Annotated in this window: 20 protein-coding genes; 7 read left to right on the forward strand and 13 right to left on the reverse strand. The window is 68.0% G+C overall.

Features of this window, described 5'->3' with window-relative positions:
- Positions 1–27 precede the first annotated feature (27 nt).
- Positions 28–810 carry a rhomboid family intramembrane serine protease gene (locus OC373_RS14745; RefSeq protein WP_261997925.1) on the reverse strand — a complete coding sequence of 261 codons (783 nt, stop codon included), beginning with the start codon at positions 808–810 and terminating at the stop codon, positions 28–30.
- Between the two features lie 97 nt (positions 811–907).
- The gene (locus OC373_RS14750; protein ID WP_019184041.1) at positions 908–1,867 is read right to left on the reverse strand and encodes a TerC family protein; all 960 of its coding nucleotides are present in this window, start codon (positions 1,865–1,867) and stop codon (positions 908–910) included.
- 413 nt (positions 1,868–2,280) lie between these two features.
- Here OC373_RS14750 and OC373_RS14755 point away from each other — a divergent pair, with 413 nt between their 5' ends.
- Together OC373_RS14755 and OC373_RS14760 are read left to right on the forward strand one after the other, a co-directional pair.
- Complete coding sequence (locus OC373_RS14755; RefSeq protein WP_261997926.1) at positions 2,281–3,450, forward strand: class I SAM-dependent rRNA methyltransferase; 1,170 nt, start codon at positions 2,281–2,283, stop codon at positions 3,448–3,450.
- A 119-nt stretch (positions 3,451–3,569) separates the two neighbouring features.
- Complete coding sequence (locus OC373_RS14760; protein WP_261997927.1) at positions 3,570–4,820, forward strand: dipeptidase; 1,251 nt, start codon at positions 3,570–3,572, stop codon at positions 4,818–4,820.
- A gap of 130 nt (positions 4,821–4,950) precedes the next feature.
- Here OC373_RS14760 and OC373_RS14765 read toward each other — a convergent pair whose 3' ends face one another.
- Together OC373_RS14765 and OC373_RS14770 are read right to left on the reverse strand one after the other, a co-directional pair.
- Positions 4,951–6,363: an amino acid permease gene (locus tag OC373_RS14765; protein WP_019184038.1), complete on the reverse strand. Its 1,413-nt coding sequence runs from the start codon at positions 6,361–6,363 to the stop codon at positions 4,951–4,953.
- A 276-nt stretch (positions 6,364–6,639) separates the two neighbouring features.
- Entirely contained in the window at positions 6,640–7,635 is a 996-nt protein-coding gene (locus OC373_RS14770; RefSeq protein WP_261997928.1) for an aldo/keto reductase, read from the reverse strand.
- Between the two features lie 101 nt (positions 7,636–7,736).
- On the opposite strand from OC373_RS14770, the gene OC373_RS14775 reads away from it, so the two are divergent.
- Positions 7,737–8,636 (forward strand): LysR family transcriptional regulator, encoded by a 900-nt coding sequence (locus OC373_RS14775; RefSeq protein ID WP_261997929.1) that lies wholly within the window; start codon positions 7,737–7,739, stop codon positions 8,634–8,636.
- Positions 8,637–8,646: 10 nt separating this feature from the next.
- On the opposite strand, the gene OC373_RS14780 is transcribed toward OC373_RS14775, so the two are convergent.
- The 3 genes from OC373_RS14780 to OC373_RS14790 all read right to left on the reverse strand — a co-directional run bounded on the left by OC373_RS14780 (position 8,647) and on the right by OC373_RS14790 (position 10,769).
- Positions 8,647–9,003 (reverse strand): hypothetical protein, encoded by a 357-nt coding sequence (locus tag OC373_RS14780; protein ID WP_070426269.1) that lies wholly within the window; start codon positions 9,001–9,003, stop codon positions 8,647–8,649.
- Between the two features lie 161 nt (positions 9,004–9,164).
- Entirely contained in the window at positions 9,165–9,791 is a 627-nt protein-coding gene (leuE, locus tag OC373_RS14785) for a leucine efflux protein LeuE (protein WP_070426268.1), read from the reverse strand.
- A 60-nt stretch (positions 9,792–9,851) separates the two neighbouring features.
- A complete protein-coding gene (locus OC373_RS14790; protein WP_156785714.1) occupies positions 9,852–10,769 on the reverse strand; it encodes a LysR family transcriptional regulator in 918 nt (305 codons plus the stop codon).
- A gap of 95 nt (positions 10,770–10,864) precedes the next feature.
- Here OC373_RS14790 and OC373_RS14795 point away from each other — a divergent pair, with 95 nt between their 5' ends.
- From OC373_RS14795 to OC373_RS14810, 4 genes are all read left to right on the forward strand, one after another.
- Positions 10,865–11,872, forward strand: a complete 1,008-nt coding sequence (locus OC373_RS14795; RefSeq protein ID WP_261997930.1) for a zinc-binding alcohol dehydrogenase family protein — start codon at positions 10,865–10,867, stop codon at positions 11,870–11,872.
- A gap of 37 nt (positions 11,873–11,909) precedes the next feature.
- The gene (gene rmuC / locus OC373_RS14800) at positions 11,910–13,493 is read left to right on the forward strand and encodes a DNA recombination protein RmuC (RefSeq protein WP_019184031.1); all 1,584 of its coding nucleotides are present in this window, start codon (positions 11,910–11,912) and stop codon (positions 13,491–13,493) included.
- A gap of 86 nt (positions 13,494–13,579) precedes the next feature.
- Positions 13,580–13,948, forward strand: a complete 369-nt coding sequence (locus OC373_RS14805; RefSeq protein WP_261997931.1) for a hypothetical protein — start codon at positions 13,580–13,582, stop codon at positions 13,946–13,948.
- Positions 13,949–14,004: 56 nt separating this feature from the next.
- The gene (locus tag OC373_RS14810) at positions 14,005–14,565 is read left to right on the forward strand and encodes a glutathione peroxidase (RefSeq protein ID WP_261997932.1); all 561 of its coding nucleotides are present in this window, start codon (positions 14,005–14,007) and stop codon (positions 14,563–14,565) included.
- Between the two features lie 56 nt (positions 14,566–14,621).
- Here the strand turns inward: OC373_RS14810 and OC373_RS14815 are convergent, their stop codons facing one another.
- The 6 genes from OC373_RS14815 to OC373_RS14840 all read right to left on the reverse strand — a co-directional run bounded on the left by OC373_RS14815 (position 14,622) and on the right by OC373_RS14840 (position 18,764).
- Positions 14,622–15,620: a VacJ family lipoprotein gene (locus OC373_RS14815; protein WP_070426265.1), complete on the reverse strand. Its 999-nt coding sequence runs from the start codon at positions 15,618–15,620 to the stop codon at positions 14,622–14,624.
- A gap of 1 nt (position 15,621) precedes the next feature.
- The gene (locus OC373_RS14820) at positions 15,622–15,933 is read right to left on the reverse strand and encodes an STAS domain-containing protein (RefSeq protein ID WP_070426264.1); all 312 of its coding nucleotides are present in this window, start codon (positions 15,931–15,933) and stop codon (positions 15,622–15,624) included.
- The gene (locus tag OC373_RS14825) at positions 15,923–16,585 is read right to left on the reverse strand and encodes an ABC transporter substrate-binding protein (RefSeq protein ID WP_019183995.1); all 663 of its coding nucleotides are present in this window, start codon (positions 16,583–16,585) and stop codon (positions 15,923–15,925) included. The genes OC373_RS14820 and OC373_RS14825 overlap by 11 nt, the downstream gene beginning before the upstream one ends.
- The gene (gene mlaD, locus OC373_RS14830) at positions 16,582–17,109 is read right to left on the reverse strand and encodes an outer membrane lipid asymmetry maintenance protein MlaD (RefSeq protein WP_019183994.1); all 528 of its coding nucleotides are present in this window, start codon (positions 17,107–17,109) and stop codon (positions 16,582–16,584) included. Before mlaD ends, OC373_RS14825 begins: the two co-directional genes overlap by 4 nt.
- Positions 17,110–17,226: 117 nt before the next feature.
- Positions 17,227–17,976 carry an MlaE family lipid ABC transporter permease subunit gene (locus tag OC373_RS14835; protein WP_019183993.1) on the reverse strand — a complete coding sequence of 250 codons (750 nt, stop codon included), beginning with the start codon at positions 17,974–17,976 and terminating at the stop codon, positions 17,227–17,229.
- Complete coding sequence (locus OC373_RS14840; protein WP_261997933.1) at positions 17,976–18,764, reverse strand: ATP-binding cassette domain-containing protein; 789 nt, start codon at positions 18,762–18,764, stop codon at positions 17,976–17,978. Before OC373_RS14840 ends, OC373_RS14835 begins: the two co-directional genes overlap by 1 nt.
- Positions 18,765–18,945: the final 181 nt, after the last annotated feature.

Here is an 18,945-nt window from a genome sequence, read left to right on the forward strand (position 1 = left end):
TGGCATGCAATCAGATGGCGCTGCCGGTCAGTCCAGCGATGACCCTTCATCGCGCCGCCGGAACGGCAGCACCACGAAGTCGCGGCCCTCGCGCGGTTGCCACAGCACCGGCACGCGGGTCGGGGAGGGCGGCTCCAGGTCGGCATCGCGCGCTGCCTCGAGCTCGTCCTCTTCCTCGTCCTCCCAGCTGTAGCGCTTGCGCGGCGCCATCGGGTCGGAGAGGCGGAACAGCAGTGCGCTGATGATGCCGGCGAAGGCGCCGCCCATGTGCGACTGCCAGGACACGCCCGGCTCGTGCGGCAGGATGGTGAGCAGCATGCTGCCGTAGAACAGGAACGCGATCAGCCCGGCGGCGATGGCGGGCCGGTCGCGGCGCAGCAGGCCAAGCACGAACACCAGGAACATCAGGCCGTGGGTGATGCCACTGGCACCGAGATGGCGGCTGCCCAGATCGCCGAGCAGCCAGGCACCGAGTCCCGAACCGAGCCACAGCAGGGGCAGCGCGCGCAGCGTTGCGTTGGGGTAGACGCTGCCGGCCAGGGTGCCGAGGATCAGCAGGGCCGCCGCATTGGCACCCAGGTGCTGGATCGAACCATGCAGCAGCGGTGCACCGAGAATGCCGAGCAGGCCGGCCTTGTCCAGCGGGGCAACCGCCCACGGACGCCAGTCGAAGTGGCCTTGGGCGGTATATACCGCCACCAGCAGCAGCACGAAGGCCAGGCTCAGGTTGAACGCCCGCAGTACACCACCACGGTCGTTGCGGGAGGGGACCGGCGGCGCGCCGGTGGGCTGGGGCAGGTTGGCGTTCATACCCTTAGGGATGGCGCCGCCCCGGATGAACACAAGGGCAACGCCGTGGGAGAGAGAGGTACCGCCTGCGGGACAATCCCGCAGGCGGCACGGTCGGTCAGGCGTGGCCGCCTTCCTTCGGCGGATTCTTCAGGCTCAGCACCACGGTCGCGGCGATGATCACCGCCACCACACCCAGCGAGATCGGGGTGGGGATCTTGAAGATGTCGATCAGCATCATCTTGATGCCGATGAAGGCCAGCACCAGGGCCAGGCCGTACGGCAGCAGGTGGAAGCGATCGGCCATGCCGGCCAGCAGGAAGAACATCGCCCGCAGGCCCAGCACCGCGAAGACGTTGGAGGTCAGCACGATGAACGGGTCGGTGGTGATGGCGAAGATCGCCGGGATGGAGTCCACCGCGAAGATCACGTCGGTCACCGCGATCAGGATCAGCACCACGAACAGCGGGGTGAACCAGCGCTTGCCATCGCGCATCACGCTCATCGCATTGCCGGCGTAGTCGGGCAGCAGGCGCAGGTGCTTGCGCATCCAGCGCAGGGCGGGGTTGGTCTCCAGATCCGGCTCGCTGCCGGCCGAGAACCACATCTTCCAGCCGGTGAAGAGCAGGAACGCGCCGAACACATAGAGCAGCCAGTGGAATTTGGTCAGCAGCACGCTGCCGGCGAAGATCATGATCGTACGCAGCACGATCGCGCCCAGGATGCCGATGATCAACACCTTCTGGCGCTGTTCCTCGGGCACCGCGAAGTAGCCCATGATCATCAGGAACACGAAGATGTTGTCCACGGCCAGGGCTTTCTCGACCAGGTAACCGGTCAGGAACTCCAGGCCGACCTTGTTGGCCACCACCTGGCCGGCGGTCTCGTTGAGGTAGTACCAGAGGCCACCGTTGAAGGCCAGGGCCAGCACGACCCAGCCGATCGACCACCACAGGGCCTCCTTGAAGGTGACCTTGTGCGGTCCGCCATGTCGCATCAATACGAGGTCGACCAGCAGCGCGATGATCACCACCGCGCCGAAGCCGCCCCACAACCACACATTACCGATCGTCTGCATTGGGTTTGTCCGTTGGAAAAATGGAATGCCTCAAGCCGGACGGCGAGGATCTGCAACGGAGGATCGGGGGATCCGGGGACAGAGCTTCGCCATACGGCGAAGGTCTCGCTCGCAGTCCCGATGGGTGGGACTGCCGTTGCACCGGAGCCTGCGGGCTCGAATTGACGGCGACAACGTCTGGGAGCTACTCCCCTTCTGGGGCCGATTCTGCGGGGTGGCGGGGCCGCCGTCAAATCCTTTCCTTGCCCCGGCACGGCTGAACGAAACACCCCGACAGGCCGTGACGGCCGCTGGCCGTGAACCACGTCATGGCCGGCTTTGCCGCGCTGACGGCCGGCGGCCGCCACTACCAGAGCGCCAGCGGCGTCGCTCCCAGCGCCGAGGGCTGCAGGCTTCCCGTTTACAATACGCCCATGAATACCCCTGCCCCCGTTGTCCGCCTCAAGAACGCCTGGCGCTCCAGCCACCCGTGGATCTTCCAGAAACTGGTCGAAAAGCCGGCCGTCCGTCCCAAACCCGGTGCCATCGTCGACGTCGTCGGCGTAGACGGGGAGTGGATCGGGCGTGGCTTCTACAACGGTCACTCGCGCATCGCCGTGCGCATCCTGGAGACCGATCAGGCCATCCCTGTCGACGCCGGCTGGTTCTCGCGCAAGATCGCCCAGGCGGTGTCGATGCGTCGTGAGGTGCTCAAGCTGGACCAGGTCTCCGATGCCTGGCGCGTCGTCCACAGCGAAGGCGACGGTCTGTCCGGCCTGGTCGTGGACCGCTATGGCGACCTGGTCGTGGTCGAATTCTTCGCCGCCGGCATGTTCCGCCACCGCGAATGGGTCTACGAGGCCCTGCGCGAACAGTTCCCGGGCTGCCGTTTCCACAGCTTCGCCGACGAGCACGTGCAGAAGCAGGAAAGCTTCGACTTCCACGGCAACACCACCACCGAAGCGTCGGTGATCACCGAGTACGGCGTGAAGTTCCGCGCCGACCCGGCCGGTGCGCACAAGACCGGTTTCTTCGCTGACCAGCGCGAGAACCGCCAGTGGCTGAGCCAGCAGGTGGAAGGCAAGACCGTGCTCGACCTGTGCTGCAACACCGGTGGCTTTGCGGTGTATGCCGCTGCGCGCGGTGCGGCCGAAGTGGTCGGCATCGATATCGATGAAGACGTGATCGCCATCGCCAAGGGCAACGCCAAGCTCAACAACGTGCGCCCGAAGTTCATCCAGTCCGACATCTTCCCGTGGCTGCGCGATGCCTCCAACCGCGGTGAGCAGTACGACGTGGTGATCCTCGACCCGGCCAAGATGACCCGCGACCGCGACCAGGTCATCACCGCGTTGAAGAAGTACCTGGACATGAACAAGCTGGCGCTGGGCGTGGTCAAGCCCGGCGGCCTGCTCGCCACGTTCTCCTGCACCGGCCTGGTGGCCGAGGATCAGTTCCTGGACATGCTGCGCCGCGCCGCGTTCTACGCCGGCCGCACCATCCAGATCCTGAAAGTGGCTGGCGCCGGTCCGGACCATCCGTTCATGGCCCACGTGCAGGAATCGCGCTACCTCAAGGCCGTGTTCTGCCGCGTGGTGGATTGAGGTCTGTCCGGGCCAGACCCGTTGAACCCGGGACCGTAGAGCCACGCCATGCGTGGCTTCGCGGGCCAGATCAAGCCCAGCCACGCATGGCGTGGCTCTACAATCCAAGGTGAGGCGTCATGACGTTGCGCAGTCTGTCTTTGCTGGTTTCGCTGGCGTTGTGCACGCCACTGGCCGCCCACGCGATCGAATTCACCCCGCAGGAACTGGCCAGGGCGTCCACGCTGCAGCAGCGGCTGCTGACCCTGGACAGCCACCTCGATACACCGGCCAACTTCCACCGCGACGGCTTCGACATCACCCAGCGGCACGACCACAACGCGCTGTCGCAAGTGGATTACCCGCGCATGGTGGAAGGTGCGCTGGATGGCGGTTTCTGGGCCATCTACACCGACCAGGGCGACCGCAGTGCGCAGGCGCACCAGCACGACCGCGATGCCGGCCTGCTGCGGCTGACGGAAATCCGCGAGATGCTCGCCGCGCATCCGGATACCTTCCAGCTCGCGCTGACCGCCGCCGATGCCGCGCGCATCAAGGCCGCCGGCAAGCGCGTGGTCTACATCAGCATGGAGAACGCCAGCCCGCTGGTCGACGATCCCACGCTGCTCAGCTACTACCACCTGGCCGGCCTGCGCCTGCTCAGCACCGTGCACTTCGCCAACAACGAGTTCGCCGATTCGGCCACCGATCCCAAGGGCGCCGAATGGAAGGGCCTGAGCCCGGCCGGCAAGGCGCTGGTGGATGAAGCAGTGCGGCTGGGGATCGTGATCGATCAATCGCATGCCTCCGATGCGGTGTTCGATGATCTGATCGAGCGCATGCCGGTGCCGTTCGTGCTCTCGCACAGCTCGGCCAAGGCGATCTACAACCATCCGCGCAACCTCGACGATGCGCGCCTGAAGCGGCTGGCCAAGGCCGGCGGCGTGATCCAGGTCAACGCCTATGGCGGTTACCTGATCGACACCGGCAAAAGCGAGGCGCGCAAAGCGGCCGAGACGGCGCTGATGGCGCAGCTCGGCACCGATTACGACGGGATGAGCATCCAGCAGGGCGTCGCGCTGAAGAAGGGGCTGGAGGAGATCGACCAGCGCATCCCGCTGCGCAAGGCCACGCTGGACGATTTCTTCGCCCACTTCGAGCACATCCTCAAGGTGGTCGGCCCCGAACACGCGGGCATCGGCCTGGACTGGGATGGCGGCGGTGGCCTGGCCGATCTCCAGGACGTAAGCCAGTTGCCCAAGATCACCGCCTGGCTGCTGCGCAAGGGTTACACCGAGCAGCAGATCGCCGGCATCTGGGGCGGCAACCTGCTGCGCGTCATGCAGCAGGCGCAGGATCATGCCGCCAAGGCCGCGGCCGCGAAACCCTGAGGCCAGTGGCGCGTCGCGCCCTGCCCGGCAGGGCGGCGTCACCGCTGCCAACAACGAAAAAGGCAGGCCTTGGGCCTGCCTTTTTCACACCCGGTCATCTCATCGCCGGCCCGGTGGCCGGCGCGATAGCTCAGCCCTTGCCCAGCACCGCATTGCGGCGGCCATAGGCGAAGTAGGCGATCAGGCCCACGACGTTCCACGCCAGGAAGTACAACTGCGTGGTGCTCGGCAGGCTGAAGAACAGGTACACGCAGCCGATCACCGCCAGCGGGCCGACCACGTAGGCCAGCGGCGTGCGGAACTTGCGCACGCGGTTGGGCTCGCGCTTGCGCAGCACCACCAGGCACAGGCCCACCGCGGTGAACGCGGCCAGCGTGCCGGCGTTGGCCAGTGCGGCGATTTCATCCAGGCGTGCCACGCCGGCCAGCGCGGCCACCAGCACCGCGGTGAACAGCGTGGTCGCGATCGGGGTGCCGGTGCGCGCGCTGACCTTGGACAGGCCACGCGGCAGCAGGCCATCGCGCGACATGACGAAGAAGATGCGGCTCTGGCCATACAGGAAGGCCAGCAGCACGGTCGGCAGGGCGATCACCGCCGCCGCGCCGATCCACTTGGCCGCGCCCGGGCTGCCCAGCTCGCGCAGGATCAGTGCCAGCGGCTCGGCGCTCTGGCCGAAGATCGTGTAGCTCATCGCACCCACGGCGGCCAGCGCCACCAGCACGTAGATGATGGTGCAGCCGACCATCGAGCCGATGATGCCGATCGCCAGGTCGCGCTCGGGTTTCTTGGTTTCTTCGGCCGCGGTGGAGATCGCATCGAAGCCGTAGAACGCGAAGAAGATGATCGCCGCGGCCGCCATCACTCCGCGCTCGACGCCATCGGCGCCCAGCGACTTGACGAAGCCGAACGGCATGAACGGCTCCATGTGGCCGGTATCGAAGTGCGGCAGGGCGATCGCCACGAACACGGTCAGCGCGATGATCTTGACCACCACCAGCACCGCGTTGAGCGTCGCACTCTCCTTGGTCCCGGCCATCAGCATGCCGGCCACCAGGAAGGTGATCAGCACGGCCGGCAGGTTGATGAAGCCGCCTTCCACGTGCGGGCCGGCGGTGAGCATCAAGGGCAGGTCGATGCCCCAGCCGTGCAGGAAGCCGACCGCGTAGCCGGACCACCCCACCGCCACCGTGCTGACCACCAGCGAGTACTCCAGGATCAGGCTCCAGCCCACCACCCAGGCCACCATCTCGCCGAGCGCGGTATAGCTGTAGGTGTAGGCGCTGCCGGCGGCCGGCATCATCGTGGCCAGTTCGGCATAGGACAGCGCCGCGCAGGCGCAGACCGCGCCGGCGATGGCAAACGAGATCAACACCGCCGGCCCGGCCAGGTTCGCGCCGACACCGATCAGGGTGTAGATGCCGGTGCCGACGATCGCGCCGATGCCCAGCGCGATCAGGTGCGGCCAACTCAGGGTCGGGATCAGTTGCCTGCCGGCTTCATGGACGGTGACAGTGTCTAGGGACTTGCGCCGGAGCAATGACATGGGGCCTCGCGGTGGATGACTGTGAACGACAAGTCTGCGAGTTTTACCGAACGCGGCGCAGCATTACTACTGCCAAGCGTCGTAAGCGGCCGCACGGTCGCCATGACTGGGGCGAAGGTGACGAAACCAGCACAAAGTCCGGGCACTCATCCCAGTGGCATCCGGTACCGGCCACGGCACCGGTATCGTTGCCGAACGCGGTCTGGCTGCCGCGCACGCTGCTGGCCGCATCGGCCGCATCGGCCGGACCGAGCCTCCCGATCCGGCCGGTGGATCTCAGCGGTTCAATGTCGCCATCGCCGCGGGGGCATAGCGCGGGCCGGCGGCGGCATTGGCCGGGAAGAGGGCGTCGATGCGGGCCAGCTCGTCGGCGCTGAGCTGCACCTGCAGCGCGCCCAGGTTCTCGTCCAGATACGCCAGGCGCTTGGTACCCGGGATCGGCACGAGGTCCTCGCCCTGCGCCAGTACCCAGGCCAGGGCCAGCTGCCCGGGGCTCACGCCCTTGGCGTTGGCCATCGCCGTAACCGCATCGACCAGCGCCAGGTTGCGGTCGAAGTTCTCGCCCTGGAAGCGCGGCGATTGGCGGCGGTAGTCATCGGCGTCGAAATCGGCCGGGCTGCGGATCGCGCCGGTCAGGAAGCCACGGCCCAGCGGCGAGTAGGGCACGAAGCCGATGCCGAGCTCGCGCACCGTCGCCAGCACGCCGTTGTCTTCCGGATCGCGCGACCACAGCGAGTACTCGGTCTGGACCGCGGTGATCGGATGCACCGCATGGGCGCGGCGGATCGTGCCGGCCGAGGCTTCGGACAGGCCGAGGAAGCGCACCTTGCCCTGCTCGACCAGGCGCGCCATTGCGCCCACGGTGTCTTCGATCGGTACCTCGCCGTCCACGCGGTGCTGGTAGTACAGGTCGATGTGGTCCACGCCCAGCCGCTGCAGGCTGGCCTCGCAGGCGGCGATCACGTACTCGGGGCGTCCATCGACGCTGCGTGCGGCGGTGTCGCTCGGCTCCAGCTTGATGCCGAACTTGGTCGCCAGGAACACCTGGTCGCGGCGGTCGGCGATCGCCTTGCCCACCAGCACCTCGTTGGTGTGTGGGCCGTACATGTCGGCGGTGTCGAGCAGGGTGACGCCGCGCTCCAGCGCGCGGTGGATGACCGCGGTGGCGTCGGCATCGCTGCCGCGGCCGCCATAGAAGGCGCTCATGCCCATGCAGCCCAGGCCGAGCGCGGAAACGGTGGGGCCATCACGGCCAAGGGTGCGGGTCTGCATGAAGTACTCCGGGGGAAGGGAAGGAACAGGACCAGCATCCTCCTGCGGACTATGTGGATAAACTGGCCGCTCCTGCATCATCCTTGAAGCCAGCCTTCACAATGAGTGCCCAGCACCCCCTGCCCGCCGTCGTCGCCTTCGCCCGCGTCGCGCACCATGCCAGCTTCACCCGGGCCGCCGATGAGCTGGGGGTGTCGCCCTCGGCGCTCTCCCAGACGGTCCGCGCGCTGGAGGCGCACCTCGGCGTGCGGCTGCTGCAGCGGACCACGCGCCGGGTTGGCCTGACCGAGCAGGGCGCCCGTTTCCTGGCGCAGGTGCGCGAGGGCCTGGCCCGCATCGATGCAGCCTTCGAGGATCTGGACCAGCAGCGCGATGTGCCCGCCGGGAAGCTGCGCATCAACGTGCCGCGGATCGCCGCCGAACTGCTGGTGCTGCCCCACCTGCCCGGTTTCCTGGCGCGTTACCCGCAGATCGAGGTGGAGCTGTTCGTGGAAACCGCGCTGACCGATCTGGTCGCCGGCGGTTTCGACGCCGGCATCCGCTTGGGCGAAAGCCTGGCGCGCGGCATGATCGCGGTGCCGATCGGGCCACTGGAGCGTCAGGTGGTGGTGGCCACTCCGGCGTACCTGGCCACGCACGGCGTGCCCGCGACCCCGGCGGATCTGGTCGCCCACGAGTGCATCGTGCACCGGCTCAGCACGGGCCGGCGGATGGCATGGGAGTTCACCGGCGAGGGTCGCGATTTCGAGGTCGAGGTGGCGGGCCGTCTGGTGTTCAACGATGCCGGCCTGATCCAGGCGGCAGTGCGCAAAGGGGTGGGGCTGGCGCAGGGGTTCGAGGCGCTGTACGCCGGCGACGTGGCGGCCGGCCGCCTGCAATGCGTGCTGCAGGACTGGCAGCAGCCGTTCGCCGGCTTCCATCTGTACTACCCGGCGCGCGAGCAGATGGCGCCCAAGCTGCGGGTGTTCATCGATTACCTGCGCGAGGCGATGCGGCGCTGACGCCGGCGGGTCAGCGCACCGGGGAAAGCAGCGCGCCGGCCCAGCCATCCAGCGGCGGATGACCCTGTGGATAGATCACCTGCGTATCCTCGGGGAAGCGCTTGCAGCACAGCACGCCGCGCGCATCGAACACCCGCCAGCCCTGGGCGGCGGCTTCGGCCCGCGCGATGCGATCGCGAAGCGCGAGCATCAGGCTGGCCTGGCAGTCGAACAGGCAGGCGCGCAGTTCCACCCGGTCCACCGGGTGCAGGCCGGCAAGGATGCGGCTGACGGCCGGGTGGGCCAGATCGATGCGGCGGGTGTGCATGCCGAGCAGGCGCTCGTCATGGCCATTGAGGTGCTGCACGAAGTAGATCGGGGCGGCCATCGGATCCTCGCGACACGGCGATGGCGCCGATTGAACACTGCCCCGGGACACGGGGGAATCTCAATGTTTGAATGAAACGCAACCGTCGCGATGACGGCGTCTATCTGCGGCCGAACGCGACGCGCGCTGTCGCGGCACGCCGACGGACGGCGGCCAAGGCCTCAGCCGCTGACGCCCAGGCGCACACCGAACCCGATCAGGAACACCCCTGCCACCCGCCTCAGCCAAAGCCCCACACGCGGGTGCTGGAGAATCCGACGGCGCAGCAGGTTGCCCACCCCGATCAGCACCGAGCAGTACGCCAGCCCCATGACGAAGATGATCAGTGCCATGGTCGCGAACGTCACCACGCCCTGGTGGCGTGCCGGATCGATGAACAACGGCAGGAACGCCATGTAGAAGATGATCGCCTTCGGGTTCAGCAGGTTGATCAGCACCGCCTGGCGGAAGTAGTGGCCCGGCGTGAGGCGGATCCCGCCTTCCTCCCCCAGGGCGCGCGGCTGGCGCAGCAGGCCGATGCCGATCCATACCAGATAGGCCGCGCCCAGGTACTGCACCGCGTGGAACACCATCGGGTTGGCCTTGAGCAATGCAGCCACACCGGCCACCGCCAGCCACATCAGGATCTGATCGCCCAGCAGCAGGCCGAACAACGCCGTGTAACCGCCACGCACGCCGCCGCGGCCGGTGGCGGTGAGCAGGGTGAACGTGCCCGGGCCCGGCAGGGCCAGGAACACCAGCACGGCAGCAACAAAGGTCCACAGATCCTGGATGCCCATCCACGGCATGGCGGCGACTCGACAACGGGGGAGAGGCATTGTCCGGCAGCCGCGCCCCGGGCGATAGCGTCAGCGCGCGCCGGCTGGCAAGCCGGCCAGCAGGGGCTGCAGCCGTTGTTCGAACATCGCATGCAGCTGGCGGATCGCCGGGGAGAACTGCTTGCGGTGCGGGCACACCAGGTTCAACGGCAGGCTGTCGCCGGCTCCGCCCAGCAGCACCTGCAGGCGCCCCGCCTCGACATCGGCGCAGACATCCAGCCATGACTTGAACACGATGCCTTGCCCGGCCACCGCCCAGCGGCGGACCACGTCGGCATCGTCGCAGACCATGTTGCCGCGCACCGGGATCACCGTGCGCCGGCCATCGGCCTCGAAGCTCCAGCGGTCATACGCACGCCCGGCCAGCTGGTAGAGCAGGCAGTGGTGCTCCTTCAACGCGTCCAGGCTGTCCGGCGTGCCGTGCCGGGCCAGGTAGTCCGGTGAGGCGGCCAGCACCCGCCGGTTGCCGGGCAGCAGGGGCAGGGCGACATAGCTGGCGTTGTCGAACCGGCCCAGCCGGAAGGCGATGTCGACCGGATCGCGGAACACATCGGCCACCTGGTCGGACAACTGCAGGCGCAGCTGCAGCTTCGGGTGCGCGGCGCGGAACTCGGTCAGCCACGGCAGCAGCAGGTTGCGGCCCAGGTCCGATGGCGCCGCCACCTGCAGCGTGCCGCGCAGCTCGGCATCCTCGCCACGCACCCGGGCCTCGCCCTCGCGCAGCGCAGCCAGCACCTCCTGCGCGTAGGGCAGGTACAACGCGCCCTCGGCGGTCAGGCGCAGGCTGCGGGTCGAGCGTACGAACAGGCGCAGGTCCAGCTCGCGCTCCAGCCGCGCCACCGCCGCCGCGACCTGGCCGGGCAGCAGGTCGGCCTCGCGCGCGGCGTTGGAGAAGCTGCCCAGCGCCGCCGTGCGGACGAACAGGGCGAGATCGTCAAACCGGACCATTTTCATTCCTGGAGTGAAAGTGCTGCCCGATTTTGCGCCTTTCTCCGCTTGGCGGAGAAGCGCAGTCTGTCCGTCTTCCCCAACGGATCTCCCCCATGAAAGCCGTCGCCTATACCCAGCATGGCCTGCCGATCAGCGACCCCGCCGCGCTGGTGGACATCACCCTGCCGATCCCCACGCCTGGCCCACGCGACCTGCGGGTGGAAGTCCGGGCGATCTCGGTGAACCCGGTCGATACCAAGGTCCGCAACGGCGTGGCGGTGACCGAGCCGCGCGTCCTCGGTTTCGACGCGGTCGGCATCGTGGATGCGGTCGGTGACGAGGTGACGCTGTTCCAGTCCGGCGATGCGGTCTTCTATGCCGGTGCGATCGGCCGTGCCGGCAGCAACGCCGAGTACCAGCTGGTGGACGAGCGCATCGTCGGGCACAAACCGGCGAGCCTGGATGACGCTGCCGCCGCGGCGCTGCCGCTCACCGCGATCACTGCCTGGGAGCTGCTGTTCGACCGCTTGCGCATCCCCGAGAACGGCGGTGAAGGCCAGACCCTGCTGGTGATCGGCGCGGCCGGTGGCGTCGGCTCGATCCTGGTCCAGCTGGCCCGCCAGCTGACCCGCCTGACCGTGATCGGCACCGCCTCGCGCCCGGACACCCAGGACTGGGTCTACGCGCTGGGCGCGCACCATGTGATCGACCACACCCAGCCGCTGGGCGAAGGCCTGCAGCGCCTGGGGATCGCCGAGGTCAGCCACGTCGCCAGCCTGACCCATACCGATCAGCACTACGACCAGATCGTCGCCGCGCTCGCCCCGCAGGGCCAGCTGGCGCTGATCGACGACCCGGGCCAGCTCGATGTGATGGCACTCAAGCGCAAGAGCCTGTCGCTGCACTGGGAATCGATGTTCACCCGCTCCAGCTTCAACACCCCCGACGTGCAGCGCCAGCACGAGCTGCTCGAACGCGTTGCCGCGCTGATCGATGCCGGCGTACTGCGCACCACGCTGGGTGAGCATTACGGCCGCATCAACGCCGCCAACCTGCGCCAGGCGCATGCCCTGATCGAAAGCCACCGCGCCCGCGGCAAGCTCGTGCTTGAAGGTTTCTGACGCAGCCAATGAGACCGCCGCGGCCTACACTTGCCGCATGCAAACCGAATTCCTCATTCTCGGCGCCCTGGTGTGTGCCGTCCTCGTGCTGCAGCTGCTCGCGCTGCTGCGGCGTTCCGGCCATGGCGACCTCGAACAGAGCCTGCGCGAGGAGGCCCGGGTCGGCCGCAGCGAACTGCGCGAGCAGCTCGAAGGCCTGGGCCGCCAGCAGGACGCGCGGCTGGAAAGCTTCGCGCGCGCGCTGACCGATCTTTCCACCCGTACCGATCAGCGCCTGGACCTGTTGCGCGACGCGCTGGGTGAAGACGCGCGCAAGGCCCGCGAGGAAAGCACGCTCAGCCAGCAGCGCACCGGCGAGCTGCTGGCGCTGCGCATGCAGGACGTGCGCGCGCAGCTGGAAGCGTTCGGGCACCAGCAGCAGGCGCGCATCGAAGCGTTCGGCCAGCAGCTGGTGGAACTGACCACCCGCACCGACAGCCACATGGCCGCGCTGCGCCAGGCCCTGGCCGACGACGCACGCCTGGGCCGTGAGGAAACCGGTCAGTCGCAGCAGCGCCTGGCCGAATCGCTGGGCCTGCGCCTGCAGGAGATGACCCAGCGCAACGAGCAGCGCATCGGCGAGATGCGCGCCACGCTCGAGCAGCAGCTCAAGAGCCTGCAGAGCGATAACGCCGAAAAGCTCGACCAGATGCGCGTGACCGTCGACGAGAAGCTGCAGACCACCCTGGAAACCCGCCTGGGTGCTTCGTTCCAGCTGGTCTCCGAACGACTGGAGCAGGTCCAGCGTGGCCTCGGCGAAATGCAGCAGCTGGCCACCGGCGTGGGCGACCTCAAGCGGGTGCTGACCAACGTCAAGAACCGTGGCAGCTGGGGCGAAGTGCAGCTGGACAACATCCTCGAGCAGACGCTGACCCAGGAGCAGTACGGGCGCGGTGTCAAAGTGCGCCCGGACAGCAACGAGATCGTGGATATCGCGGTGCGCCTGCCGGGTCGTGGCCACGAAGACACCCCGGTGTGGCTGCCGATCGATTCCAAGTTCCCGCGCGAGGATTATGAGCGCCTGCTCGATGCGCAGGAACAGGGCGATGTCGAGGGGGTACGCGTGCAGGGCGCGCAGCTGGAGCGCGCGATCCGCATCCAGGCCAAATCGATCTGCGACAAGTACATCGCCCCGCCGCACACCACTGATTTCGCGGTGATGTTCCTGCCGACCGAAAGCCTGTACGCCGAAGTGATCCGCCGCCCCGGCCTGATCGACCTGCTGCAGCGCGACCACCGCGTGGTGGTGGCCGGCCCGACCACCGTCACCGCGCTGCTCAACAGCCTGCAGATGGGCTTCCGCACGCTGGCCATCGAACAGCGCTCCAGCGAAGTGTGGGGCCTGCTCGGTGCGGTCAAAAGTGAGTTCGGCAAGTTCGCCGGCATCCTGGAAAAAGCCGAGAAGCAGATCAGCACGGTGGGCCGCAGCCTCGGTGAAGCCAGCCGCAAGACGCGCACCATCGAGCGCCGCCTGCGCAGCGTGGAAACGCTGGGCAGCGAACAGACCCAGGATCTGCTCGGCGACATGAGCGGCGAGGACGAGGACGTGGCCGGCGACGAGACCAGCGCCGCGCAGGAGTGAGCGCCGACGCCATGCATGCAGGCGATCACGCATGCTGCGCGGCACACGCTTTGCCCTGCCTCTCTTCCGCCTTCCAAGGAACGCCGATGCGCCTGACCCTGATGCTGTCCCTCCTGCTCGCCCTGGCCGGGTGCAGCAGTACGCCACCTGTCGATACCCCTGCCGACACCGCGGCGACCACCTCCGCCACACCAAGCGCCGCCGCATGCGCCGCCGCCGGTGGCAGCCTGCAGCCGCTGGGTCGCCTGCAGCGCGTGCAGTGCGTGGTGCCCTACGCCGATGCCGGCAAGGTCTGCAGCGCCAAGGCCGACTGCAGTGGCCAATGCCTGGCCACGAGCGATGTCGCGCCGGGAACGGCCGCGCGCGGCGTCTGCCAGCGCGATGTCAGCCAGAACTTCGGCTGCCGCCAGCGCATCGATGGCGGCGTGGCCCTGGGCACGATCTGCGTCGACTGAGCTTCCCGCGGCACGGCTATGCTGTGCCTCCCCTGATCCAACGCAAGGAACCTGCCGTGAGCCAGACCGTCTACGACATCCCCGTCACCACCATCGAAGGTCAGCCGACCTCGCTGGCCGATTACCGCGGCAAGGTGCTGCTGGTGGTCAATGTCGCCTCCAAGTGCGGCCTGACCCCGCAGTACGAAGGTCTGCAGGCGCTGTACGCCGACAAGCAGGCCGCCGGCCTGGAAGTGCTGGGCTTCCCGGCCAACAACTTCCTGGCCCAGGAACCGGGCAGCGAAGCGGACATCCAGCAGTTCTGCCAGCTCGAGTACAACGTCAGCTTCCCGATGTTCGCCAAGATCAGCGTGGCCGGTGAGGACACCCATCCGCTGTACCAGCAGCTGACCGCCGCGCAGCCGAGCGCCACCGGCGAAGGCCCGATGCGCGAAAAGCTGCAGGGCGCCGTGGCCAAGTACCCCGAGCTGGTGGTCAATGCCGCCCCGGGCGTGCTGTGGAACTTCGAGAAGTTCCTGATCGGCCGCGATGGCCAGGTCATCGCGCGCTTCGCCCCGGACGTGCCGGCTGACGATGCCCGCCTGGTGGCCGCGATCGACGCCGCGCTGGCGGCCTGATCGGCTGACTCGGGAACAAAAAAAGCCCCGCTTCGGCGGGGCTTTCTCGTGGGGGATCAGTTACCCCAGTTCGGCATCGGCATCGCATCGACCGGAATCGGGGCGTCCGGATCGTCCTTGCCGCGCGCATGCTTGCCACGCAGGTCGTTCTCGATCTGGTAGTTGCGGCGCTGCAGCCATGCATCGCGCACGAGCGAATACTCGTCCACGGCGTTGTCGCGCATGTCATCGACCGCCAGCAGCTGCGAACGCATGTCCACCAGCTGCAGGCCCTGCAGGCCGATGCGGATCTTGTCCTCTTCGATCGTGCGGATCGGCGAGAGCGGCATGTCGCCGGCCAGGCCGAACACATCGCGCACGGTACGCGGGCCGAAGAACGGCAGCTCCACGTAGCGCGAACGGCGCCAGCCCCACGTGCCCAGGGTCTGGCCGAAGTCTTCCTTGCGACGCGGCACCATGGCCTTGCTGGCCGGATCGAACAGCCCGCCGATACCCAGCGTGGAGTTCATCAGGAAGCGGCCCAGGCTGTCCCAGGCATCGTCCGGGCGGCCCTGCAGCAGCTGGTTGGTGATCGTCACCGGTGCGCGCAGGTTGCTGAAGAAGTTGCTCACGCCGGTGCGGGCGAAGCGCGGCACCACGTTGGTGTAGGCCACCGCCAGCGGGCGTGCGACCGCACGGTCGACCACGTTGTTGAAGCTGTGCACCTTGCGGTTGAACGGTTCCCACGGATCGTACGGGGTGCCGCTGGGCTCGGTGCCATCCGCGCTCGGGGCGGGCCCGCCGTACAACGCAGCGAAGTCGTCCTCGGCGTTGGTCGGCGCGGTGCCGGCCGTGGCCGGTTCCGCCGCCGGGTCGGTACCGGCCTGCGCGGCCGGGGCCGTGCTGTCGGCGACGGCGTCGGCCGGTACCACGGGCGTGTCGGCCACATCGGCCACCGGTGCCGCCGCAGGGGCGACCTCGACGCTGACCGGTGCGGTGTCGCGTGCGGGTTTGCCGGCACAGGCGCTCAGGGCCAGCGCCAGCACGAGGAGGGGGAGGGTGCGTATGACGTTCATGTCAGCTCGCCGCAGAAAGGGCATGGAAATCCAGGGTGGGTGCCAGCCGGTAGGCGGCACTGAGGTCGGTGAAACCGTCCGGGCTGCCGATGATCGTCGGCGCGGTCCCGTTTGCACGCAGCCGTGCGGCCAGCTCGGCCAGCAGGGCCAGGCCGGCACTGTCCAGTCCGGTCACCGCCGCCAGGTCCAACTGCTGCACGCCGTCCAGCGCGGCCAGCGAGGGCCACAGGGCCGTCACCGCCGCGCGGTCGAGCACCCCGCTGAACACCAGCGAGGCACCGTTGCGCTGCACGCTGGCGCTGTTACTTGCCACGCGGGGCCTGCCCGGCCTGCATGCTGCCGTTGCGCAGTTCGGTGGCGACCTGCTGGATCGACTTCTGGCGCAGCGGGGCGTCGAACTGGGTCTTGAAGGTCTGCACGTAGGAGATGCCTTCGATCATCACATCGAAGATCTTCCACTGGCCGTTGACGTTGCGCATCAGGTAGTCGACCGGGGTCGGCTCGTTGCCGGCGCGGATCAGCTCGGTGGACACGCGCACGCCGCGGTTGCCCGGCAGCGGCGACTCGCTCTTCAGGCGGAAGGTCGGCTTGCCCTGGATCTCGAGCAGGGCCGAACCGTAGCGCTGCATCAGGTTGTCGGCCATGGCATCGGCGAACAGCTTGACGTCGGCATCCGAGGCGCCGCGGCCGTGCACGCCCAGCACCAGGCGGGCGGCGTAGTCGCGGTCGAAGGTCTTGTTGAGCTCGCTGTTGATGAAGTCACGCAGCACCGCCGGGTTGGCCCGGAACTCGGTGCGGCGCTGCTGCAGCGAGGTCAGGATGCGGGTGCTGGCGTCCATCACCGCCTTGCTGGCCTGGCCCTGCTGGGCGGCGGCGGCAGCGGGAGCGGCCTGGGCGAAGGAGAGCGAGGGCGTGGCGGCGAGCAGGGCCGAGGCCAGCAGCGCCGGGATCAGGGTCTTTTTCATGGTTGCGGTTCCGTTGCAGGCGCAGGCGCGCCGTTGCCATCGTGGGAGTCAGCGCCACCGGTATTGGCCGGACCGCTGAACATGTACTTGCCGACCAGCTGGAGCAGGTCCACCGCCGGCTGGGTGAAGACGATCTCGTCGCCGGACTTGAGCACATCCGGGTCACCGCCCGGCTGCAGACCGATATAGCTCTCGCCGAGCAAACCGCTGGTGAATATGCCGGCCGAGGTGTCGGCCGGCAGATCCTTGAACTTGCCGTCCAGCTTGAGGGTCACGATCGAGTCGAACTTCTGGGGATCCAGTTCGATGCCCGAGACCTGGCCGATGGTCACGCCGCCGATCTTGACCGGCGCCTGCTTGCGCAGCTGGCCGATCTGGGTGAAGCGCGCCTTGAGTTCGTAGCCGCTGCCGCCGGTGCCCCACCGTTGATTGGTGGAGGCCACGGCCAGCACCAGCAGCGAGGCCAGCGCCAGCAGCAGGAACGCGCCGACGGAAAATTCGAGTCTGGGACCGCGGATGGCCATGGGATATCTCACTGTTCTTTGTCAGGTGCCTGGACAGGTGTCCGGGCGGGAAGTCTTTGCGTACTCAAGCGGGGGTACTGGCCAGGGACAACGGCCGTACCGACCAACGGTCGGTACCTACTGGAACATCATGGCGGACAGCACGAAGTTGAAGACCAGCACCAGCAGCGAGGCGTTGACCACCGCGCGCGTGGTGGCGACCGACGTGCCTTCGATCGTGGGTTCGGCATGGAAGCCGACATAGGACGCGACCAGGGCAGCCGTGCCGCCGAAGATCGCCGACTTCAGCATCGCCACGCCGAAGTCATCCCAGAAGTCCACGCTGTTGCTCAGCGCCGACCAGAACACGCCATTGTCCAGGCCGAGCACGTGCACGGCCTCGAAGTAACTGGCACTGATCGCCAGCGAACAGAAGATGCCGGTCAGCAGCGGCACGGTCAGCACCGCCGCCCAGAAGCGCGGGGCGACGACCTTGGCGACCGGGTCGATCGCCATCAGCTCCAGCGCCTTGATCTGGTCGGTGGCGCGCATCAAGCCCAGTTCGGCGGCGATCGAACTGCCGGCGCGGCCGATGAACAGCAGTGCGGTCAGCACCGGGGCCAGTTCGCGGTACAGCGAGAGGCCAAGCAGCGTGGACAACGCATCGGCGGCGCCGAAGGTGGTGAGCGTGCGGTAGCCCTGCAGGGTCAGCACCAGGCCCACGAACGCGCCGCCTACGGCAATGATCGGCAGCGAACGTGCACCGATCTTGTAGATTTCGCGGGTCAGCTCGGCAAGGAAATCGGCGGTCGGCAGCGAGCCGCGCAGTACCGTCAGCGAGAACAGGCCGGCGCGACCGAGCGAGCGGGTAGCGTCAACGAACGGCATCAGGCAACCCTCGCACGTGGTGCGGCATCGAAGGGGATCGGGCCGTCCGGCTCACCATGCAGGAACTGCCGCAGCAGCGGGTCCTGGCTGGATTCAAGTGCGGCCGGGCTGCCCTGGAATACGATGCCGCCGTTGGCGATGGCGATCACCTGGTCGCAGATCGGCAGGGTCTCGTGCACGTGGTGGCTGACGATGATGCTGGTCAGCCCCAGGCTGTGGTTGAGGCGCTGGATCAGGCTCATGATCACGCCCGAGGCGATCGGGTCCAGCCCGGTCAGCGGCTCGTCGTAGATCATCAGCGGCGGGTCGAGCGCAAGCGCACGGGCCAGGGCCACACGCCGCGCCATGCCGCCGGACAGCTCGCGCGGCCAGGCATCGGCAGCGGCCAGCAGGCCCACTGCGTGCAGCTTCATCTGCACCAGGCGGTGCAATACGGGCTTCGGCAGGCGGGTATGGGTGCGCAGTGGCAGGGCCACGTTCTCGGCGACGGTCAGGTCGGTCAGCAGGCCATTGCCCTGCAGCAGCACGCCCACGCTCTTGCGCATCTCCAACAGCGCGCGTGCGCCGGTCGGAATGGGCTGGCCGAACAGGGTGACCTCGCCGGCCACCGGGCGCAGCTCACCGGTCAGCGCGGCCAGCAGCGTGGACTTGCCACTGCCCGACGGGCCAAGCACGGCGGTGATGCTGCCGCGCGGAACGGTCAGCGAAACGTCGCGCAGGATCGTACGTCCGCCGCGGTCGATGCGGACGTTGGACAACTGCACCAGACTCTCTTCGGAAACCGTCATGGGCGCCATTAACAAAATTCCAACGTTGTAAGATCGTGGTGAACGGCTGAACATAACCGAACTGGACCGTGCAGTATTGTCGCACGGGCGGGTGAGGGCAGTGCCGCGGCGGGCATGCCGTCACCTGCAACACAGCGTGTCGGGCCGGTGGTGGCCCGCGCCTTTTCCCCGTCCACACCGC

The organism is Stenotrophomonas sp. Ste96 (assembly GCF_024519495.1).
In the GTDB taxonomy this organism is placed as follows: domain Bacteria; phylum Pseudomonadota; class Gammaproteobacteria; order Xanthomonadales; family Xanthomonadaceae; genus Stenotrophomonas; species Stenotrophomonas bentonitica_A.

Bases quoted from the DNA above. Each gene is read 5' to 3' on its own strand.
- OC373_RS14790 (WP_156785714.1), bottom strand. From the start codon at position 10,769: ATGGTCCGGTTTGACGATCTCGCCCTGTTCGTCCGCACGGCGGCGCTG.
- OC373_RS14750 (WP_019184041.1), bottom strand. From the start codon at position 1,867: ATGCAGACGATCGGTAATGTGTGGTTGTGGGGCGGCTTCGGCGCGGTG.
- OC373_RS14795 (WP_261997930.1), top strand. From the start codon at position 10,865: ATGAAAGCCGTCGCCTATACCCAGCATGGCCTGCCGATCAGCGACCCC.
- OC373_RS14745 (WP_261997925.1), bottom strand. From the start codon at position 810: ATGAACGCCAACCTGCCCCAGCCCACCGGCGCGCCGCCGGTCCCCTCC.
- OC373_RS14835 (WP_019183993.1), bottom strand. From the start codon at position 17,976: ATGCCGTTCGTTGACGCTACCCGCTCGCTCGGTCGCGCCGGCCTGTTC.
- OC373_RS14755 (WP_261997926.1), top strand. From the start codon at position 2,281: ATGAATACCCCTGCCCCCGTTGTCCGCCTCAAGAACGCCTGGCGCTCC.
- OC373_RS14840 (WP_261997933.1), bottom strand. From the start codon at position 18,764: ATGACGGTTTCCGAAGAGAGTCTGGTGCAGTTGTCCAACGTCCGCATC.
- rmuC (WP_019184031.1), top strand. From the start codon at position 11,910: ATGCAAACCGAATTCCTCATTCTCGGCGCCCTGGTGTGTGCCGTCCTC.
- mlaD (WP_019183994.1), bottom strand. From the start codon at position 17,109: ATGGCCATCCGCGGTCCCAGACTCGAATTTTCCGTCGGCGCGTTCCTG.
- leuE (WP_070426268.1), bottom strand. From the start codon at position 9,791: ATGCCGTGGATGGGCATCCAGGATCTGTGGACCTTTGTTGCTGCCGTG.
- OC373_RS14815 (WP_070426265.1), bottom strand. From the start codon at position 15,620: ATGAACGTCATACGCACCCTCCCCCTCCTCGTGCTGGCGCTGGCCCTG.
- OC373_RS14775 (WP_261997929.1), top strand. From the start codon at position 7,737: ATGAGTGCCCAGCACCCCCTGCCCGCCGTCGTCGCCTTCGCCCGCGTC.
- OC373_RS14760 (WP_261997927.1), top strand. From the start codon at position 3,570: ATGACGTTGCGCAGTCTGTCTTTGCTGGTTTCGCTGGCGTTGTGCACG.
- OC373_RS14770 (WP_261997928.1), bottom strand. From the start codon at position 7,635: ATGCAGACCCGCACCCTTGGCCGTGATGGCCCCACCGTTTCCGCGCTC.
- OC373_RS14780 (WP_070426269.1), bottom strand. From the start codon at position 9,003: ATGGCCGCCCCGATCTACTTCGTGCAGCACCTCAATGGCCATGACGAG.
- OC373_RS14765 (WP_019184038.1), bottom strand. From the start codon at position 6,363: ATGTCATTGCTCCGGCGCAAGTCCCTAGACACTGTCACCGTCCATGAA.
- OC373_RS14805 (WP_261997931.1), top strand. From the start codon at position 13,580: ATGCGCCTGACCCTGATGCTGTCCCTCCTGCTCGCCCTGGCCGGGTGC.
- OC373_RS14825 (WP_019183995.1), bottom strand. From the start codon at position 16,585: ATGAAAAAGACCCTGATCCCGGCGCTGCTGGCCTCGGCCCTGCTCGCC.